Annotated in this window: 9 protein-coding genes; all 9 read left to right on the top strand. The window is 52.9% G+C overall.

Features of this window, described 5'->3' with window-relative positions; translation table 11 throughout:
* Window positions 1–40: 40 nt before the first annotated feature.
* The 9 genes from J2Z70_RS08665 to J2Z70_RS08625 all read left to right on the top strand — a co-directional run bounded on the left by J2Z70_RS08665 (window position 41) and on the right by J2Z70_RS08625 (window position 19,810).
* Window positions 41–5,986 (top strand): S-layer homology domain-containing protein, encoded by a 5,946-nt coding sequence (locus J2Z70_RS08665; protein ID WP_209871592.1) that lies wholly within the window; start codon window positions 41–43, stop codon window positions 5,984–5,986.
* Between the two features lie 312 nt (window positions 5,987–6,298).
* On the top strand, window positions 6,299–7,819 hold the full coding sequence (locus tag J2Z70_RS08660; protein ID WP_342593002.1) for a glycoside hydrolase family 43 protein: 1,521 nt from the start codon (window positions 6,299–6,301) through the stop codon (window positions 7,817–7,819).
* Complete coding sequence (locus tag J2Z70_RS08655) at window positions 7,816–8,811, top strand: glycoside hydrolase family 43 protein (protein WP_209871589.1); 996 nt, start codon at window positions 7,816–7,818, stop codon at window positions 8,809–8,811. Before J2Z70_RS08660 ends, J2Z70_RS08655 begins: the two co-directional genes overlap by 4 nt.
* Window positions 8,812–9,774: 963 nt before the next feature.
* On the top strand, window positions 9,775–12,582 hold the full coding sequence (locus J2Z70_RS08650) for an endo-beta-N-acetylglucosaminidase (protein WP_209871586.1): 2,808 nt from the start codon (window positions 9,775–9,777) through the stop codon (window positions 12,580–12,582).
* Between the two features lie 144 nt (window positions 12,583–12,726).
* The gene (locus tag J2Z70_RS08645; RefSeq protein WP_209871584.1) at window positions 12,727–14,550 is read left to right on the top strand and encodes a sensor histidine kinase; all 1,824 of its coding nucleotides are present in this window, start codon (window positions 12,727–12,729) and stop codon (window positions 14,548–14,550) included.
* On the top strand, window positions 14,543–16,060 hold the full coding sequence (locus J2Z70_RS08640) for a response regulator transcription factor (protein WP_209871581.1): 1,518 nt from the start codon (window positions 14,543–14,545) through the stop codon (window positions 16,058–16,060). Before J2Z70_RS08645 ends, J2Z70_RS08640 begins: the two co-directional genes overlap by 8 nt.
* 276 nt (window positions 16,061–16,336) lie before the next feature.
* A complete protein-coding gene (locus tag J2Z70_RS08635) occupies window positions 16,337–17,842 on the top strand; it encodes an ABC transporter substrate-binding protein (RefSeq protein WP_209871578.1) in 1,506 nt (501 codons plus the stop codon).
* A gap of 94 nt (window positions 17,843–17,936) precedes the next feature.
* Complete coding sequence (locus tag J2Z70_RS08630; protein WP_036731566.1) at window positions 17,937–18,863, top strand: ABC transporter permease; 927 nt, start codon at window positions 17,937–17,939, stop codon at window positions 18,861–18,863.
* 29 nt (window positions 18,864–18,892) lie between these two features.
* Window positions 18,893–19,810: a carbohydrate ABC transporter permease gene (locus tag J2Z70_RS08625; RefSeq protein ID WP_036731568.1), complete on the top strand. Its 918-nt coding sequence runs from the start codon at window positions 18,893–18,895 to the stop codon at window positions 19,808–19,810.
* Window positions 19,811–19,846 lie beyond the last annotated feature (36 nt).

Here is a 19,846-nt window from a genome sequence, read left to right as displayed (position 1 = left end):
TATAAGCATGCATTTCAATTACTAAGAATGGAGTGAGACAATGAAGCCTAAGAAGCTGCTCGCACTGCTAATGGTGCCCACAATGATCCTGTCTATGTTTCCTGCACCCCTTAAGGTGTCTGCGGACACAGCGGATTGGAGTGCCCGCGCCGCATATGGAGGGGAAGGCGGAACAGAGCTTTTTCTTGGAGGGAAATACATAGAACTGGGGATAAGCAAGTGGGGGAATTTCGGTACGATTGGGAATAAGCCCGCTAACTTCCGTGGTACGAATTCAAGATCGAATCTGGGAATGAGTGCCGATCATGACGGCTATGGCACAGGCAAGGACCTGCCGGTCGATTACTATTTGCCCGGCACACCTGAAGAGCGTTTCGCGGTAGGCTATCAGAGCGGCGGAAATACATATGCGAAGTCCAATTCAGCTCTGATGGGCTCTTGGGAAATGCCTACCAGAATTATCAATACCTCGCAGACAGATAAAGGAACGCTAAGTGCGACTACGGTATCCACTTGGGCTGGCACTATGGAGATCAAGCAGGTAATCAGCTTCAAGGAGGACCAGAAATTCTACCGCAATGAAGTAACTATCACCAACCTGACGGGCAAGAAATGGGACGGGGCGCGGTATATGCGTACCATGGACCCGGATAATACGGTCGATCAGGGAGGATCATACACAACTTCCAATATGGTGACTCAAACCATCCAAGAAGATGGTGCTGCTGTGGTTAGAGCAAATACGATCGGGGATAACGATCCGCTCTATAAAGCTTTTAATTCCAGAGCGCCAATCTTCTTCTACTCCAGCAACCCGCAGGCGAAGGCTTCTGTCTTCGGCTTCAGCAACAGCAACCCTTATGAAGAAGCTGCTTATGACAGCCCGGCTGCCAAGGGTCAGGAAGTTGTAGCGGATACGGGGATCACCATGACCTGGGATTCCGGTGCGATGGCTCCGCACGCGAGCAAGAAATTCACCTATTACACAAGTCTGGATGAGAGGGATTTCAGCGAGGTCATCTCTGAGATCGAGCTGGATGAGGAAGACAGCACCGATCTGACAGAGGCCAAGGCTAACGACGGTACAGTTACCGGTAACCAGATGGTTAATATTGTCGGGGCTACCCTTGCCGATCCGATTGACCGGAGTCACATCCGCGTTAACAATCTGCCGGAAGGGCTTGATTTCGATGTCACCCGGCTGAGTGATACCGAGCTCAACTTCACGCTGACAGGTGCTGCAGTTAACCATGGCAAGGATGCGACAACGAACAATCTGTCCGTTACGGTCGATAAGGAGAACCTGATCGGGAACGCCTCCGGTCTGACGACCAAAACCTTCAGTGTAACGTTCAGGGACCCTGCGGCGATGACTCTGAATAAAGGGATTGTATCCGAAGCCGTCTACGGCTCTGGTGAGATCACTGAGACGCTCGGCGTGACGCTTACTGGCGGAAAATTCGAGAAAGCAATCAATGCCGCCGATGTTCAGGTGCATGGCCTGCCTGCCGGTCTTGGTACGACAGTGACAAGAGTCTCTGACACCGAGCTTGAGCTCAAATTCACCGGTGCAGCTACAGTGACCAGAGATGTCTACGGAGCTTATGTAACAGTGGCTTCCGGCAAGCTGACAGGAAGTCCGGCGGAGCTGAGCACGAACACCTTCAAATTCGACTTCATGGACAAAGAGCCTTATCTGGTGGTCAAGTCACCGCTGCTCTATGAGTCTGAGTTGAATGACGGCACGATTGAGGGAGCGCTTGTGCTGGAGCTGAAGAACGGTTCTTTCGATGAGTCGGTGATCGGGGCTCTTGAAGCGGTGAACTGGCCGCCGGGCCTGACGCCGGGCAAAGTAACCATAGACAGCCCGACCCAGATTACGGTAGCTTTTGCCGGACAGGCAGCCAGCCACAAGTCTGCTGACAGCGTGGACCGGGCAACGGTTATGGTGGCAGGTATTCCTTCTGGAACCTTCGCCATTCTGTTCCGCTCCCCTCCGGCAGCAATCGCGGTATCTCCTGAAGTGATTCATGATGCAGGCGACGGGACAGCGGCAGAGAAGCTGACGGTTACCCTGCGTAACGGTAAATTCACCGAAGAGGTTAGCGGAGAGATTCACCTCAACAATCTGCCGGAAGGTCTGGACTACAAGGTGGTGCGGATCAGCGATACCGTGCTGGAGATCCAGATTACCGGAGAAGCAACCAGCAAGCTTGAGGCTTCGGCCTTCGCATCGGTGACTGTAGATCCGACTGTTATAGTTGACGGGATTAAGCCGGTGACCTCGAATAATTTTGATCTGCAGCTTCCGGGCTCGAACTCCCTGCTGGAACGCGATGCGGCGGCTATCACTTGGGATGCGATCCGGCAGGAGAATCTGGTGCAGAAGTCTGTTGTGTCAGGGCTGCTTTTACCCGAGACAGGCGCTTTCGGCAGCACGATTACCTGGACCTCCAGCAATGAGGCCGTTATTAAGCCGGACGGGACCGTAACACGCCCTGTATTTGCAGCAGGGGATCAGGAGGTTACTTTGACTGCGGTGCTGAAGAATGGAGATTCTGAACAGACGAAGACGTTTGTACTTGTGGTCAAAAAACAAGCCGGCACCGACAAACAATCGGTAACCGAAGATACAGACCTGCTGACCTGGGATACGATCCGCGAAGAAAATGTCAGCCAGGAATCAGTGACTTCAGCTGTATACTTGCCGGTGGCCGGCGAGAATGGCAGCAGCATCAAATGGACTTCTTCAGATGAACGGGTCATTACACCGGATGGCAAACTTCAGGCGCCTTCCTACCTGGATGGGGACCGCACTGTAACCTTGACGGCGGTCATTACCAAGGGGGATGTAACAGAGACGAAAGAATTCGTACTCACCGTGGTTAAGCATCCGCTGACGGACGAAGAGTCGGTGAAGGAGAGCCTCGAAGCTCTGACCTGGGACATGATCCGGGCGGGCAATGAGACACCGGAGCAGGTGAAGACGAAGCTGGACCTGATTACACAAGGCCGCTATGATAGCACGATTACCTGGACCTCCACGGAACCTTCCGTAGTGGGTACAGATGGTACGGTGAACCGTCCCGGCTCGGGTGTTGGGGACCGCAAGGTAATCCTTACCGCAACCATTACTAAAGGGAATGTCATCGTCACCAAAGAGTTCGCTGTAACGGTCAAGGCGAAGCGCGATGGACTTGACGCTCAGCTTGATGAGGCTGCCGAACTCCTGGCTATCGGATATCATGGGCAGGATACAGCGAAGAGTGTAACGCAAGCGATCACGCTGATCTCCAAGGGCTTCTACGATTCCCAGGTCGTATGGACCAGTCACCGTAGCGATATTGTCAGCAGCACCGGTGAGGTTCAGCGTCCGCTGAAGGATACGGTGGTAAGATTGACGGCGCGTGTGGCCAAGGAAGGCTTTTTCCGGGAGAAGGATTTCTATATCACAGTCAAAGGAACCAGCCCGGTCAATCTTCCTCAGGATGAGCTGAATATTCAAGTGACCTATGCTCCGGGAGATTCAGAGGAGTCAGTGACCAAGAATGTGTTCCTGCCGAAGACCGGAGAGACCGGATCGGTGTTGACCTGGACCTCCAGCAATCCAGATGTGCTCACGAATACCGGACGGGTGAAGCGGCCGGGACCGGATGAGCAGGATGTGACGGTAGAGCTTAGCGTGAAGCTGGCCGACCCTGACCGTCCGGGCGAGACACTGGTGAAGAACTTTACAATTGTTATAAAAAAACTCAGTGATCAGGAAGCCGCTGAGGATGCGGCAAGAAGCACCGGAATTCATACGGCGGCTACCTTCGCGCCTGGGGATACGTGGGAGAGTGTCACCGAAGCCTTCGTACTGCTGCAGACCGGCAAATATGACACGAAGATTACCTGGGCTTCGAGTGAAGCTTCGGTCATCGCAGTCCAGCAGAATGCGGACGGGGCCAAGGGCAATGTAACCCTTCCGGCCCAGGATACGAATGTCATTCTGACCGCAACCTTCACCCGGGGCGGAAAGAGTGCCGTCAAGCATTATCTGCTGATCGTTAAGGCAAAAGGCGTGACCAAGGAAGGCGCTGTCCGTCAGCCGACCTCCAGAAAGGCTGGCCTGTCTACTCCGAATGACGGAAGTCCGCTTCAGCAGGGCGTAACGATTCTTAGAACGAACCTGTCGAACGGAACCAGGATTGACACGATTGTGATTGATGAGAATGAAGTGTATAACCTTGTGGAAGGCGTGAACCCGAATGACCCGGATACAGCGAACCGGAACGTAAGCATTACCCATGTGGACGATTCCGCTGCACTAGCGGATGAGATTGCAGTGGAGATTCCTTCGGGCGCGGTATCGGTTCTGGCCGGACGCAACGCCTCACTGGATATTGTCACAGCACTGGGCTCCATCCGGCTGGATGCAGCCAGCCTGGGGCAGCTTGAAGCGACTGCTACAGACCTGTATTTCCGTATTGTTCCGGTTAAGAATACGCTTGAGCAGCTTAACGTCCAGAGCAATGCCATCCTGAACGGCGTCTCCAAGCTGTCACTGACCAGTGACAAGACGCTTCAGACACTTGGAGCGCCACGGGAGATTGAGACTAACTACAGCAAGATCAACACCAAGGTTCTGCTTCCGTTGTCTGAAATCGCTGGCGACATTCCGCTGCAAAGCTCCGGGGTGCGTGATGCCTTCTTGGACAGCTTGCGGGTATATGTAGAGCACAGCGATGGTGAAATTGCCGTCTACACTCCAGCGATTATGTATAATTCGGGCGGCGAGCCTGTAGCGCTGGAGATTCAGATTAACAAATTCAGCACCTTCCAGATTGTGCGGATTACAGATAAGAGTCCTGAGTCTTATCCAGTAACGAAGCCAACGCCGACAGCAACACCTGCTCCTCAAGCTGGGGTTCCGGCAGGCAGCGTAGAGCTTACTGCAGACAACCTGAAGGAATTGCAGAACAAAGGCGGCGAGATCGTAGTCGAGTCTGATCTGGGTATGGCCAGACTGGCTGCTGCAAATATCAATCTGGCAGAGATCAGCAAGCAGTTCGGTCTGACGAATGTGAATACGGATGATATCATCATCTATGCCGAGCTGGCTGCATCCGCTCCGGGCAGCCTGGAGGCCTTCAAGATTGCCGTCGGAAAGCAGAATGTACAGCCTGGAGGCCTACTTGCGAACTTCTCCGTTAAGGCCAAGTACCAGGGGCAGACTGTAACAGTAAACAACCACGGCTGGGTGAAATACACGATGCCGGTACCGGCAGATATGAAGATTACGACCGGCGTACTATACCGGGATGGTGCAATCTATCATCAGCCGACTTATGTAACCATCAAAGACGGACGTTATTATGCGACAATTAACAGTCTGGAGAACGGCGATTTCGGCCTGATCTGGAATCCGCTCGAATTCCCGGATGTGGCGAAGCACTGGAGCAAGCCGGATGTCAATGACATGGGCTCAAGACTGGTGGTAAGCGGCACGAAGGAAGCGGTCTTTGAACCGCAGCGGGCGATCACACGGGCTGAATTCACTGCCATGCTGGCGAGAGCGCTCGGCATTGTCACCCATGGGGAGCAGCCTGTTACGTTCAGCGATGTCTCCGCAGGCGGATGGTACGGGCTGGAGCTTCAGGTTGCCATCGAGAACGGCCTGATCACCGGTTATCCGGACGGAACTTTCAGACCGGACAACAATATCTCCAGACAGGAAGCCATGGCAATTGTCAGCAGAGCCTTGAGCATCACAGAACTGAAGTCTTCGCGCAGCGAAGAGCAGACTCAGCAACTGCTGAAGTCCTTCGCCGATTCCGCTTCGGTAGCGAAGTGGGCGATTGCTAATGTGAAGCAGAATCTGGCAGCTGGTATTATTCTGGGCAGAGACGAACAGCGTCTTGCGCCGAACGAGAATATTACCCGCGCCGAGGCGTCGGCTGCCATCCGAAGATTACTGATTCAATCGAACCTGATTAATCCGTAAGTATAAGCATCACATAACCATTGTATAAGCAAGATCAGGGTCGTCCCTCAAGCCAGATTATGGTTGGGGGACGGCTTTTTGTTAACTTTTGAGACCACTACAGGGTAGGTGTTAAACTCCGCAAAAAATGACCATTAACTCAAGTAAAATGGCGAGCAACCGGTGTGTTTTTCCAGTACAATCGGTTGTAGGCGGAAATTGCACATTTTTTCGGGGGAAGTTCTTTAGTCTGCGCATAGGAAAGTTCAATTCGGGCTTGTAAAATAACACTAGCGATTGTAAACGCTTGCTTTCATTCCAGAGGAGGGTATGATGCATTCCATGAATGTGCGGAATCCCGTAATTGCCGGGTATTATCCGGACCCCAGTGTGGTCCGTGTGAATGAAGATTTCTATCTGATTAATAGTACCTTTGAATATTTTCCGGGTGTGCCTATCTTCCATAGCAGGGACCTGATCGACTGGACCCCGATAGGGCATGTGCTGACCCGCCAGTCCCAGCTGGATCTGCGGACCACCAAGAGCTCGTCCGGCATCTACGCCGCCACCATCCGCTATCATGCCGGGCGATTCTACATGATAACTACAGATGTCAGAGGCATAGGCAATTTCTATGTGACTGCGGACAAGCCCGAGGGTCCCTGGTCTGATCCGATTCTGCTGCCGCACGGGGGCATTGATCCGTCCCTGTTCTTCGATGATGACGGGCGCGCCTATGTCACGGTGCAGAACGGTGCAGGCTACGAGTCGCATATTATCCAGTATGAGATTGATCCGTTGTCCGGTGAAGTGCTGTCGGAGCCGGTCAATATCTGGAGCGGCGATGACGGCCCGTGGGTCGAAGGCCCGCATCTGTACAAGATCAAGGGCGTCTACTACCTGATGACCGCCTCCGGCGGCACGGCGGGTGATCACCGGGAGATTATTGCCCGCAGCAGCAGTCCTTACGGCCCGTTCGAGGACAAGCCGGAGCCGATCCTGACCCACAGGGGACTGAAGGACCACCCGGTACAATGCCTTGGACATGCCGATCTGGTGGAGGATACGTCCGGCCAGTGGTGGGCAGTCTTCCTGGGCATGCGTCCCGTGGAAGGCCGGTATTCCCCGCTGGGCCGGGAGACCTTCCTGGCTCCGGTCACCTGGACAGAGGACGGCTGGCCGATGATTGACAATAATGAAGGCACCGTTATAGCCGCCGACGAGTCCAGCCTGGAGGAACAGGTGCAGCGCTTTACGCCAGAGGACGGCTTCGGGCCGGAGTGGGCCTTCCTCCGCGCTTATGAAGCGGAACGGTATTCCTGGACCGAGCGCGAAGGCAGTCTGACCGTGCGCGGGAATGCCTACACGCTGGACGATGAAGCGCCCGCCGTGTTCGCGTGCCTCCGCCAGCAGCATCACCGGATGGAGACAGGCGTCAGCCTTGACTTCACGCCGGTGACCGAAGGCGAGCATGCGGGCCTGGCTGCGCGGCTTAACAACCGTGGATATCTTTTCTGGGGACTTACTTGCCGCAGCGGCCGCCGGGTGATGGAGCTTGTAGTGAAGAACGGCGAGGAGCGGCAGGTTCACCAGTATGAGGTAAGCGGTGAAGGTGCCGTTCAGCTTCGCCTCCGCTGCGACGGCTATCACTACCACTGCTCCTATTCGGCAGATGGGGTGTCCTGGCATGAAGTCCCGGAGACGGTTCATGTATCGGTCCTGTCCCCGGAGGTCAACGGCGGCTTCACCGGTGTCTGCCTCGGCGTACATGCCTCGGGCAACGGTACAGAGAATGCCAGCCCTGCTTACTATGAAGGATTCTATTATTCCAATATCAAAGGAGATGCCTTATGAATCAGCAACAACCCCCTAAGCCTAACCAACCGATCGTAACTCACATCTATACAGCGGACCCGTCCGCCCATGTCTATGAAGGCAAAATCTATATCTATCCTTCCCACGATCTGGATCATGACGAGCCGAGCAATGATAACGGCGACCAGTATAAAATGGAAGACTACCATGTTCTCTCGATGGACAGCTTCGATTCTCCGGTGGTCGATCACGGCGAAGCGCTGCATGTGAGAGATATTCCATGGGCCTCCAAGCAGCTCTGGGCTCCAGATGCCGCATATAAGAATAACACCTACTATCTGTTCTTCCCGGCCCGCGATCATGACGGAATCTTCCGCCTGGGTGTGGCAACGTCGGAGTCTCCGGCAGGCCCTTTCACCCCGCAGCCGAATTATATGGAAGGCAGCTTCAGTATTGACCCGGCCGTACTAGTGGATGAAGACAACCAGGCGTATATCTATTTCGGCGGACTTTGGGGCGGCCAGCTGGAGAAATGGCAGACTGGCAGCTTCGTAGCGGATGCAGAAGGACCGGCACCGGATCAGCCTGCACTTGGACCGCAAGTTGCGCTGCTTAGCGACGACATGCTGTCCTTCCAGGGCAAGCCTGCCGAGATCTCCATTGTCGATGAAGACGGGAATCCGATCCTCGCTGGAGATGAAGAGCGCAGATATTTTGAAGGCCCATGGATGCACAAATATAACGGCGATTACTACCTGTCCTACTCTACAGGAACCACACATAAGCTCGTGTATGCAATCGGCAAGAACCCGATGGGACCGTTCACGTTCAAGGGTGAGATCCTGTCTCCGGTCATCGGCTGGACGACTCACCACTCCATTGTGCAAGTGGAAGACAAATGGTATCTGTTCTATCACGACAGCTCCCTGTCTGAAGGCGTCAACCACAAGCGCTGCGTGAAATACACCGAGCTGAAGTACAACGAAGACGGCACGATCCAGAGTATCAATCCTTATCCGGATGCGGAGTAAGCTGGCGGATAGATTTAATGAAGGTAAGTAACATATGAGGTAACCATGAAGCAGCTCCTAGAGGGGCTGCTTTTTGGCGTGGCAGGGATGCGTGAGGGCCGAATGTATGCGAAATACCGAATACAATGTGCTGGTGCGGGGCGCTCGGGCTGAATGTATACGAAAAAGCGAATACATTGGACAGGTGCGGGTGCGAGTGGGGCGGATGTGTGCGAAAAACCGAATACAATGTGCTGGCAAGGGGCGTTTCGGCCGGATGTATGTGAAAAACCGAATACATTGGGCAGGCGCGGGTGCTTTTGGCGTGAGGAGATGTTGGTCGGGTTCGGCTATATCGGAAACAGTTGGATTTTCTCCACTTGCTGCTCGAGGAATGGAGGGTTCAAGAGTAATAATTGGAAAAACGTCACTTAATTCCTGCTAATTCTCCCATAACAGCAAAAATGCCAATTTTAGTTGTTGTTTTTCCACTTGTTTCCTGGCATCTGTCCGAAATCGGAAAATTAAGATACGTTTCTCCACTTGCTTCCGGCAAGTATTAAGGCTGGAGGGTGGGAGTATGAGCAGATCGCAGGGGAAGAGGTGTAGAGTAGCAATCAGCAGAGCCAGCAGCCAATAGAGTAACTAGTCAACAGAGTCATCCACCAGTAGAGTAACTAGACAGCAGAGCCAGCCACCACCAGAGCCAACTCCCAATAACTCATTAAGCAGACGCCCACCCACACTTCCGGGCCTGCACCACTATATTTTTCCTTTAATTTGACTAGTGAATCTTTAATTTGACTTCTATTAAATTGGGTTTGAGCTGCTATATAGTAAACTTGGATGAACAATAAATAGGAGGATGATGGAATTTATTGTTAATTAGTAAGTTGCGAGTTGTTAGTGTAATAATTTCGATGGTTAAGAAGCCGGTTATTATGAATGCGTTCTCATCAATCTGAAGAATGAGGAGAGTGAACAATGGTAGCTACATCCCGGACACACAGAATTCGTAAGCTGACTTCAGCGGTATTAGGTACAGCGCTGCTGGTGACCCTACTGCCGCAGACAGCCATGGCCGGAGACACCTGGCCGTTCAAAGGTGAAAGCGCACACGGTGCGAATCAGCCCAGCGTACATGGCTATACCAGCCAGCACATTGCGGACTGGAGTCCGCAGAGAGATCAGGACGCGGCGCTTCTGCGCTCCAGGGTTCCTTTGCAGCAGCGGATTGCACCTTTCCAGCAGACTCAGGCCAATCCGGCGCTGAATCCGGCGGTGCAGATGATGAATGTTGCGGGGGATTATGGCAATGCTTTTATCGAGAATGCCCCGTACACCAACAAGTTCGCCCAGTACCACTTCAACTTCTGGCAGTACATTGACTATTATTCCTACTGGCACGGAACAGCGACAGCGTATACACCGCCGGAATATTACGACGATCTGGCCCAGTCCGACTGGCAGCAGAAATGGTTCGAGTTCGGCATGCTGAACATTCCGAATCCGACATATACCGATGCCGCGCATAAGAATGGGGTTATGTCGCTGGCCGGAGTGTTCTTCTCGAACAATGACCGGGGGCAGCAGACCTACAAGCAGATGATCGTCAAGGATGCAGCCGGGAAGTTCCCGGTAGCTGAGAAAATGATTGAAATGGCCGAATACTTCGGGTATGACGGGTACTTCCTGAATCAGGAGGAGCAGAATCCGAATGTGGCGACGGCGGATATTCCCGATTATATTGCTTTTATGAAAGCGCTCCAAGATGGCGGGCTGTATGTGCAGTGGTATGATTCCCTGAATACAGCCACGGGAGCCAATGTCTTCGCCAGAACCTTCAATAACAATAATATCTCCATGCTCTACGATAAAGCGGCCAACAAGCCGGTGTCGAATTCGTTTTTCTTCGATTACGGTATGGGCAGCTCGCAGATTACCTCGGCGGCGAATTACTTGAATACCTTCAATGCAGCCCAGGGGACGAGCTACAATCTCTTTGAGACCGGCTTCGCGGGACTTGAAGCCGGGCGCGACCGCTTCAAGAGCGTGCAAGGCACAGCCTTGAGCAGCAAGCTGGCCGGGGGAATTCCACGGACCAGCCTGGCGACACTGGGCGCAGATTTTGTCCATGCCGGTCTGGATGAGGATATGAATCAGTCCTGGCCGGTCTCGAACCGCACGGATAACAAATACCAATGGATGACGAACCTGCGCGAGCAGCTATGGTGGTCAGGACCACGGGTAAATCCGAAGAATACAGCCGTGTCTTCCAATAATACGGTGGCCGATGTGTATGCCGATAACCGCTACTGGCCGGGGATCGCTTCGGTCATTGCCGAGCGCTCGGTAGTGAAGGATGCCAACTTCTATACCAGCTTCAATACCGGCCACGGCCTCTCCTATTACAAGGATGGAGCGGTGTCCAGCGCAGCTGAGTGGTCCAATATGAGCCTGCAGGATGTTCCGGTTACCTGGCAATGGTGGCAGGATACTACAGGCAACCGCCTGAACGTGGACTTCGATTATGGTCCGGGTTATGACCAGACTGCCAATTCGCGTATGAATTACCAGCAACTTGGCGGTTACAACGGCGGAAGCTCGCTGGCAGTGAGCGGGAATCTGAACAGCGAGAACTTCCTGCGTCTCTATAAGAGCGATCTTGCCGTACAAGCTGGTTCTAAGCTGTCCATCGTCTACAACAAGCCGTCTGCCGATGATGGCTCTGTCCTGAGTGCCGGACTGATCTTCCGTGACCAGCCTGCCCAGGTAGTGAAGGTTCCTGTTGCAAATAGCGGGAAGCATACCACGGGCTGGACCACAGCCGAGCTTAATCTTGGTGCTTATGCCGGCCGGGAGATCGCGGCCTTCGGCCTGGTGTTCACCCCTGGAGCCACACAAGAAGCCAATTACCAGATGAATATCGGCCAACTGCGGATTCATGACGGCTCGGCAGTCAAGCCATCCGCTCCTACTGGTCTTTCCATTGCCCAGGCGCTGTCCGGCACAGATGAGATGATCGTGAAGTGGAGCATGGACACCGATTACTCCAAGGTGAAGCAATACAATGTATATGTGAATGATATCTATGTGGGCGGGAAGTATGATGAGACCTTCTATATCAAGAAGCTTCCGGCCAAATCCGGCGTGTTGAAGGTGACGGCTGTTGGTGCAGACGGGCTTGAGGGCGATCCGGCCACGCTGTCCTTCGACCTGAATGCTGCGGTATCCAAGGTGACTGCCGAATCCGCTGTGAATGGAGACTTCCTGGTGAAGTGGACGAATCCCGCCGCTGCCCAAGGAAGTATCAAGGTTACAGTGAAGTCGGTGAACTGGACTACCACGCCGCAGCCGGTATCGAAGGAATTGACCGTGCCGCAGGGGGCAACCTCAGCCTTGTTCCAGAATATGCCCGTTAACGGAGATGAGTATACGGTTACCGTTCAAGCCGGAAATACCGATGAAATAACCTATAACGGAACGTTCACCGACAAGGTGTCCGAGCCTTATGCAGAGAACTGGTCCTGGAACGGCAACACGCTGAGCCTGCCGATGCCAAGCACCCGGGACTGGCGGTATATGTACATTAAGGAAGACGGCCAGAACCGGTCGTTCCCGGTCACCTATCTGTCCGGTGCTGCAGGCATGAAGCCGATGATCATCCGCGGCCGCACGACTAAGGCTGCGCTGAGCTTCACCTCTACCGCAGCAGTAGTTACAGTGGTCATGGAGGATTACAGCGGTAACAAGTCGCAGCCTGTATACCTCAAAGGCCAACCAACGCCGTAAGGCGCGGGTACGAATAAGTACCGCCCATTCTGCACAACATACACAAAGCGCTCACCCTCTGGCAAAATTAGCAGGGGGGAGCGCTTCTTGTGTATCCCGGCTAGCCGCGCCTGCAAGGCTATCAACTATGTTAGGAGGTGAATGATGCGAAGCCTTTCGCTGTACCGCAAGTATTTTAAAGACAATATGTTCCTGCGCTTCACGCTGATCGTGTCCTGTATCTTCATAGCCACCATTATCGCCTTCTCTTATCTGGTGCTGCTGTTAATCTCGGATTCGGCGGTGCAGCGCCAGATGGATATCCAGCGCAAGAGCATGGAGAGCGTCAGCAATTATGTGGAGAACAAATATCAATCCGTTCAGGATATGCTCCGTGATGTGTATAGGGACGCGAGTCTGGCCAGTAATACGACCTTCCTGCTGGAGAATCCCTTAAGCGATTATATTGAGCACCGGCTGGACCGCTTTCTGCTGGGAGAACAGTCCACCTCGAACGCCATCCAGTATTTCCAGAACAAGATTGACGATGATCCCGATATCCGCAGCCTGATCCTGTACAGCGCCAACCAGCAGGTCATGTATTATTACGACAACCGCAGGCAGTTCGAGCGGATCTCGACCAATGCGGCGCATTCCTTCGTCCCCGATTCGATGGTTCTGGGGGAGGAGAGTGTCGTCTCTGTTCCAAACATTTGGGTGCTGAAAAGTATAGGGATGCCGACAGCCCCGCTGTTCTCGGTGAAGCTGCCGATCAACAATAAGTCCTCGCTGCTCAATATCGGCCAGCTGCTGGTCTACTTCGACTCCGAGGCGATCTGGCAGGCCATGAATAACTATAAGCAGGATTTCAAAGGCGATATCCTCGTGCTCTCGGCCCAGAATGAAGTCATCTTCGATTCATCAGGTAAGGGGTACGGCCGGAAGCTGCCAAAGCTGCAAGAGATTAACGCTGGCGAGGAGTTTACGATAGAGGGAATGGTTGTCACGAGTCTGACGCAGAGTCAGGCGGGGTATACGGTGATCAGCCTGATCTCTAAGCAGGAGCTGGCCGAGACCTACAGCAGTGCGCGGAGCACCATTGTGTCCATCGCACTCGTCTGTATTCTGTTTGCCGTGCTGCTGCCGGCGATGTTCATTTCTAATTTTGCCAAACGGACCCACCGCATTATCCGCTTCACCCGCAAAGTCAAGAACGGGGATCTGAACACCCGGATTGTGGACGGTAAGGAAGATGAATTAGGCCAGATTGCCAAAAGCTTCAACAGCATGCTGGATGAACTGAACCAGTATATCGACCAGGTATATAAGGCGGAAATCAAACAGAAGCATACGGAGATCGCTACGCTGGAAGCCAGGGTGAATCCGCATTTTCTGTATAATACATTAGAGGTTATCCGGATGCGGGCGATTTCGAGCGGGGCGAAGGATGTGGGGGAAATGATCTACAGCCTGTCCATGCTGTTCAAGTCGTATGTCCGTCCGAAGCAGAAATATACGTTCAAGGATGAGCTGGAGGCTTGCCGTCTGTATCTGGAATTATTCCGTATCCGGTACAAGGACAGATTCGCGTATACGATCGAATGCAGTACGGAGCTGGAAGAGCTTCCTGTGCTCAAAATGTCGCTGCAGCCGGTCATCGAGAACTATGTTCTGCATGGCATGCGGACAGGGCAGACTGATAATGTGATCCGCATTGGGATCACAGCGGAGCCGGAGCATATCCGGGTCACGGTTACGGATAACGGCAAAGGGATCGCGGAGGAGCGGCTGGCCCGGCTCCGCGAGGTGCTGGAGGATCACGGCGAATTGTCCGGGTCCGAGTCGTTCGGGCTGCGCAGTATTCATGAGCGGCTGAGACTGATGTACGGCAAGTCTTACGGCGTAGAGCTGGAGAGTGAAGAGGGCAGCGGAACAGTGGTTACGATTACTTTTCCATACCCGCCGAAGGAGGAGAACGCAGATGTATAAGGTGTTTATTGTGGATGATGAGCCGTTCATTCTTAGCGGCCTGCAGGATATATTGGACTGGGAGGAGCTAGGCCTCACGATTGCGGGGCAGGCGGAGAACGGGCAGGAGGCGCTGGAGCAGCTGCGGGAGATCCCCGCTGATATTCTGATTACCGATATCTCCATGCCGGTGATGACCGGCCTTGAGCTGATCCGCGCCGTCCGGGAATTCCGCCCGGATCTGAAGGTGGTGGTGCTGAGCGGCTTCGATGAATTCATGTATGTGAAGGAAGGTCTGTCGCTCGGGATCGAGAACTATCTGCTGAAGCCGATTAATCTGGAGGAATTCCAGCAGACGCTGGAGACGATTGTGGAGAAGCTGAACGTCTCCAGGCTGGATATGCAGTGGTGGGAATATACGAATTCCGTGCTGAAGGATAATGTGCTGCTGCGCTGGCTGCGGGGGCAGATTAATCCGCAGGAACGTTCCGAACGGCTGAATCTGATCGGCCTGCCGCTCAGCAGCCGTTATGTGCAGGTTGCCCTGCTGCAGGTAGAGCCGGCAACGGATACCTTCAGGAAGAGGGTATCCGATCTCGCCGGGGCAGAGGCTTCGTTCTTCATGTTCTGGGATTCGGACAATGATCTGGTGCTGATACATAACTACGAAGAAGCCTCCGCCGGAGCGGCGGAGATGGCGTTCATGCTGGAGGAGATTACCGGCTTATGCACCGGCGGTGAGAAGCTGCGCGCAGCCGTAGGCTCGCCGGTGTACGGAGTGGACGCCGCTCCCGCAAGCTACGAGGAGGCGAAGCAGGCGCAGGAGTTCCTGGAGATTCATCCGGAGCGCAGCATCATCTATTATGAGCAGCTGCGGGACCGGAAGGAGGATCTGGGGGCGGTTCTGCCGGAAGACTGGAGCGATTACGCCAAGCTCATTATGTCCAAGAATGTGGCAGGGCTGTCCGAGCAGTTGGAGCTCTATTTCTCGGCCCCCGCAATGGATGGATTAACGCCAGCGATGCTGGAGGAGATCTCGCTGGAATGGATGCTGTTCTTCCGGGTGCTGATCAAGGATATCCGCAGTGAAACGGAGCGTGAGTGTATTGCCGAGGGCTTGACGGCGATCCGCCGGGCGAATTCGCTGCCCGCACTGTCCGCTGCGCTCCGGCAGACCTCGGCAGGCATCATCGGGCTGCTGGACCGGGAGCTGAAGAGCCCGGTAGTGAACCAGGTGCTGAATTATATTGAGAAATCATACAGTGAGGACCTGTCACTGAAGAAGCTGGGCTTCATGTTCAATATTCATCCGGTATATCTGGGACAGCTGTTCCATAAGACGACCGGTGAATCCTTTGCGGAGTATATGAACCGTTACCGGATTGATAAGGCCAAGGAACAGCTCCGCTCGACGAACCTGAAGGTGCATGAAATCGCAAGAAGCGTGGGATACTGGGAAATGGGATACTTCTACAAGCAGTTCAAGAAGTATGTAGGCATTTCGCCGACGGAATTCAAGGGGCTGCTGTGAGGCGGCTCTCTTGTGCGTTACAGGGAAAAAAAAGTTTCACGTTGATAACGAATTCAGTGATTTCTCGCCAGAACATTACAGCCCTTGTAAAAGATCAATAACCTGCCTTTGCGGGTAAGCTTATTTTCTTTATTTCATACCTGAAAATCTATAGTTTCTCTTCTATTTGAAACTGCTTTCATCTTATAAAGTTAAGGTATAGCTCAAGGAAATCAGCAGCCGGATAGATCCGGTAAGCCGAAGGTCCGGACAGCTAATTAAAAGGGGGTACGGCAAATGAGTAAGAAAAAGAAACACTTCTCCTTGTTGTTGACAACGCTTTTAACCGTTTCACTGGCGCTAACGGCGTGCGGGGGGAACAGTAAGAACAATGCAGGCGGGGAAGCAGCTTCAGGCGGCAACAAAGCCTCGGAGGCTACCGAGAAGCCAGTAGAACTGATCTGGTACACGATCGGGCCGCCGCAGAAGGATATGGACAAGGTCCTCACAGAAGTCAATAAATACACACTTGAAAAAATCAACGCCACACTCGATATCAAAATGCTCGATTTCGGGGATTATACGCAAAAAATGCAGGTAATGGCAGCTTCCGGTGAGCCGATGGATATCCTTTTCACCTCTTCCTGGGCCTTCGATTATGTGCAGAATGCACGTAAGGGCGCCTTCCTGGAGCTCGATGATTTGCTGAAGAATCAGGGCAAGGGCATTGTGGATGCGATTGATCCGGCCTTCCTGGAAGGTTCCAAGGTAGACGGTCATAACTATGCGATTCCTGCGAACAAAGAGCTTCCGGCTCAAGAGGTGTTCCGCTTCAATAAAGAGTTGCTCGACAAATACAAGCTGGATATAACCAGCGTGAAGACGATGGCTGATCTTGAGCCGCTGCTCAAAACGATCAAGGAAAACGAGCCTGGAGTCACTCCTTACGCAATGGTGAAGGACTTCATGCCGATTATGCCTTTTGACTATGTGATCGAGAAGATGCCGATGGCGGTCTATATGGACACCAAGGATTACAAAGTAGTTAACATCCTGGAGACCCCAGAGATCAAAGAAGCACTTAAGACGGTCCGCAAATTCTATCAGGCAGGTTACATCTCCCCTGAAGTTGCGACTACCTCGTCGGTAGATGACTTGTACAAAGCCGGCAAATGGTTCACTGACCGTGCTTCCACCCAGCCGATGGCCGACAACCTGTGGTCTGCAAGCTACGGATACCCGGTTGTATCGACACCAGCCAGTCAGCCTTATATCTATAACTGGTCGGTAATGGGCTCCATGCAGGCGATCTCGGCCAACTCCGAGTATCCTGAGAAAGCGATGGAATTCCTGAACCTGCTCAACACCGATCCTAAGCTGCGCAACATGATTGACTCCGGGATTGAAGGCGTACATTACGAGAAAGTCAGCGACAACATGATCAAGAACCTCCCGGATGCGAAGAACTACGACATGCCTACGTTCTCCCTGGGTAACATCATGATCAACTATCTGAATGAAGGCGACCCAGAGAACAAATGGGAAGAATTCAAGAAGTTCAATGATGCCGGTATCAATGCTCCGCTGCTCGGCTTCAACTTCGATACGTCCAAGGTGACGAATGAAATCGCCGCTGTTCAGAACGTGAAGGAAGAATTCTGGGCACCGCTAATGACCGGATCTGTAGATTCGGAAGAGTACCTGACCAAGGCTAACGAGAAACTCAAAGCAGCCGGTCTGGATAAAATTATTGCCGAAGCTCAAACGCAGATCGACGCCTGGAAAGCAGCGAATAATAAGTAGCATTCTATTAGAGGATCGGGCGGGTGATTAGACTTGGCCCGATCTTTTTGTATCAACGGAAGAAGAATTTTCCGGCATAGGAGGAACTAAGAGTATGGGGAAAATAGGAAAGTCCGCCAAAGATGTATTAAGAAATAAAGTGCTGCTGTTTATGGTTCTGCCGGGCACACTGTGGTTTTTATTCTTCTCTTACCTGCCGATGGTGGGTACGGTCATTGCATTTAAGGAGTACCGCTTCAGCCGGGATGGCTTCTGGGCCAGCATCATCAACAGCAAGTGGGTCGGCTGGGATAATTTCAAGTTTCTGTTCAGCACCAATGATGCCTATCTGATCACACGCAATACCCTTTTATATAATATAGCCTTCATTGGCCTGGGCCTGATTCTGTCCGTGCTGATGGCGGTGGTGCTGTCCGAGATTGCCAATAAAAAACTAGCCAAGTTCTATCAGACAGGCATGTTCCTGCCGTATTTTCTGTCCTGGGTTGTTGTGGGATACTTCGCGTTCAGCTTCCTTAGCTCGGAGCGGGGGCTGCTTAATGCCATGTTCGGCAGCAATATCTCCTGGTACTCGGAATCGAAATACTGGCCGTTCATTATTATATTCGTATTCCTCTGGAAGGCCGTCGGCTATAACAGCGTGGTCTATCTCGCCGCAATTATGGGCATAGACAAGTCCCTCTACGAAGCGGCGATGATCGACGGAGCCAGCAAGCTCCAGCAGATCCGCAGTATCACGCTGCCGATGCTGAAGCCGATCATTATCATTATGACGCTGCTTGCGATCGGGAAGATTTTCTATGCCGACTTCGGGCTGTTCTATCAGGTGCCGAGAGATTCGGGTACGCTCTACAGCGTGACCAACGTCATCGATACGTATGTATACCGTGGACTTAAGACTACCGGCGAGATCGGAATGAGTACGGCTGCGGGCTTGTATCAATCAGTGGTCGGGTTCGTGCTGGTTCTTACCTCTAATTATATCGTGCGCAAATTCGATAAGGACAGTGCATTATTCTAGGGAAAATGAAGGAAAGTGAGGTCATCCAAATGTCTGCTAATGCTGCGAAATCGCGCGATTTCCATCGGCTGTCGCCGGTGCTCAATACCATCTTCAACTGTATCGCCGGAGGCTTTGCCATCCTGTGTATCTTCCCGTTCCTGTTCGTGGTCCTCATCTCGTTCACCGACGAAGGGGCGCTTGCGCGGGACGGCTACCGGTTAATTCCGGCCAAATGGAGTCTGGAAGCCTACAAATATGTATTTAGCTCAGGGGACACGCTGCTCCGTTCTTACGGAGTGACCATTGCGGTAACGGTCATTGGTACAATTGTCAGCCTGCTTATTATTTCACTTTATGCGTATGCCATTTCACGCAAAAGCTTCAAATACCGCAATTTCTTCGCGTTCTTTTCCTTCTTCACCATGCTGTTTAACGGCGGGCTGGTTCCGACCTATATTGTCGTGACACAGATGCTGGGCCTGAAGGACAGCATTTGGGCGCTGGTGCTGCCGCTGGCGGTGAATGCTTTTTACATTATGATTCTGCGTACCTTCTATATTACCAGTGTGCCGGATGCGCTGATCGAATCGGCCAAAATCGACGGCGCCGGAGAGTTCCGCACCTTCCTGAAAATCGTGCTGCCGCTGTCCTTGCCGGGCCTCGCTACAATCGGGCTGTTCAGCACGCTCGGGTACTGGAACGACTGGTTCAATGCCCTGCTCTATATTGATAATCCAAATCTGGTGCCGCTGCAGTCCATGCTGATGCGCATTGAGACCAGTATGCAGTTCATTCTTCAGAATTCGCAGAACAGCTCGCTCAGCCTGGAAGCCCTCCGCAACATGCCGCAGGATACCTCGCGTATGGCGATGGTGGTGCTGGCAACCGGACCGATTATTTTCGCGTATCCGTTCTTCCAGCGTTATTTCATTCAGGGTCTTACGGTCGGGGCGGTTAAGGAGTAGGGATATATAGATTAAGATCAAAGGAGAGAGGGTGGA

It is taken from the genome of Paenibacillus silagei (assembly GCF_017874735.1).
Classification (GTDB): Bacteria; Bacillota; Bacilli; order Paenibacillales; family Paenibacillaceae; genus Paenibacillus_AQ; species Paenibacillus_AQ silagei.
The sequence above is the reverse complement of the archived record's forward strand: the minus strand, read 5'-3'. Positions and strand labels throughout refer to the sequence as shown.

Bases quoted from the DNA above. Each gene is read 5' to 3' on its own strand.
- J2Z70_RS08640 (WP_209871581.1), top strand. From the start codon at position 14,543: ATGTATAAGGTGTTTATTGTGGATGATGAGCCGTTCATTCTTAGCGGC.
- J2Z70_RS08625 (WP_036731568.1), top strand. From the start codon at position 18,893: ATGTCTGCTAATGCTGCGAAATCGCGCGATTTCCATCGGCTGTCGCCG.
- J2Z70_RS08660 (WP_342593002.1), top strand. From the start codon at position 6,299: ATGCATTCCATGAATGTGCGGAATCCCGTAATTGCCGGGTATTATCCG.
- J2Z70_RS08630 (WP_036731566.1), top strand. From the start codon at position 17,937: ATGGGGAAAATAGGAAAGTCCGCCAAAGATGTATTAAGAAATAAAGTG.
- J2Z70_RS08645 (WP_209871584.1), top strand. From the start codon at position 12,727: ATGCGAAGCCTTTCGCTGTACCGCAAGTATTTTAAAGACAATATGTTC.
- J2Z70_RS08665 (WP_209871592.1), top strand. From the start codon at position 41: ATGAAGCCTAAGAAGCTGCTCGCACTGCTAATGGTGCCCACAATGATC.
- J2Z70_RS08650 (WP_209871586.1), top strand. From the start codon at position 9,775: ATGGTAGCTACATCCCGGACACACAGAATTCGTAAGCTGACTTCAGCG.
- J2Z70_RS08655 (WP_209871589.1), top strand. From the start codon at position 7,816: ATGAATCAGCAACAACCCCCTAAGCCTAACCAACCGATCGTAACTCAC.
- J2Z70_RS08635 (WP_209871578.1), top strand. From the start codon at position 16,337: ATGAGTAAGAAAAAGAAACACTTCTCCTTGTTGTTGACAACGCTTTTA.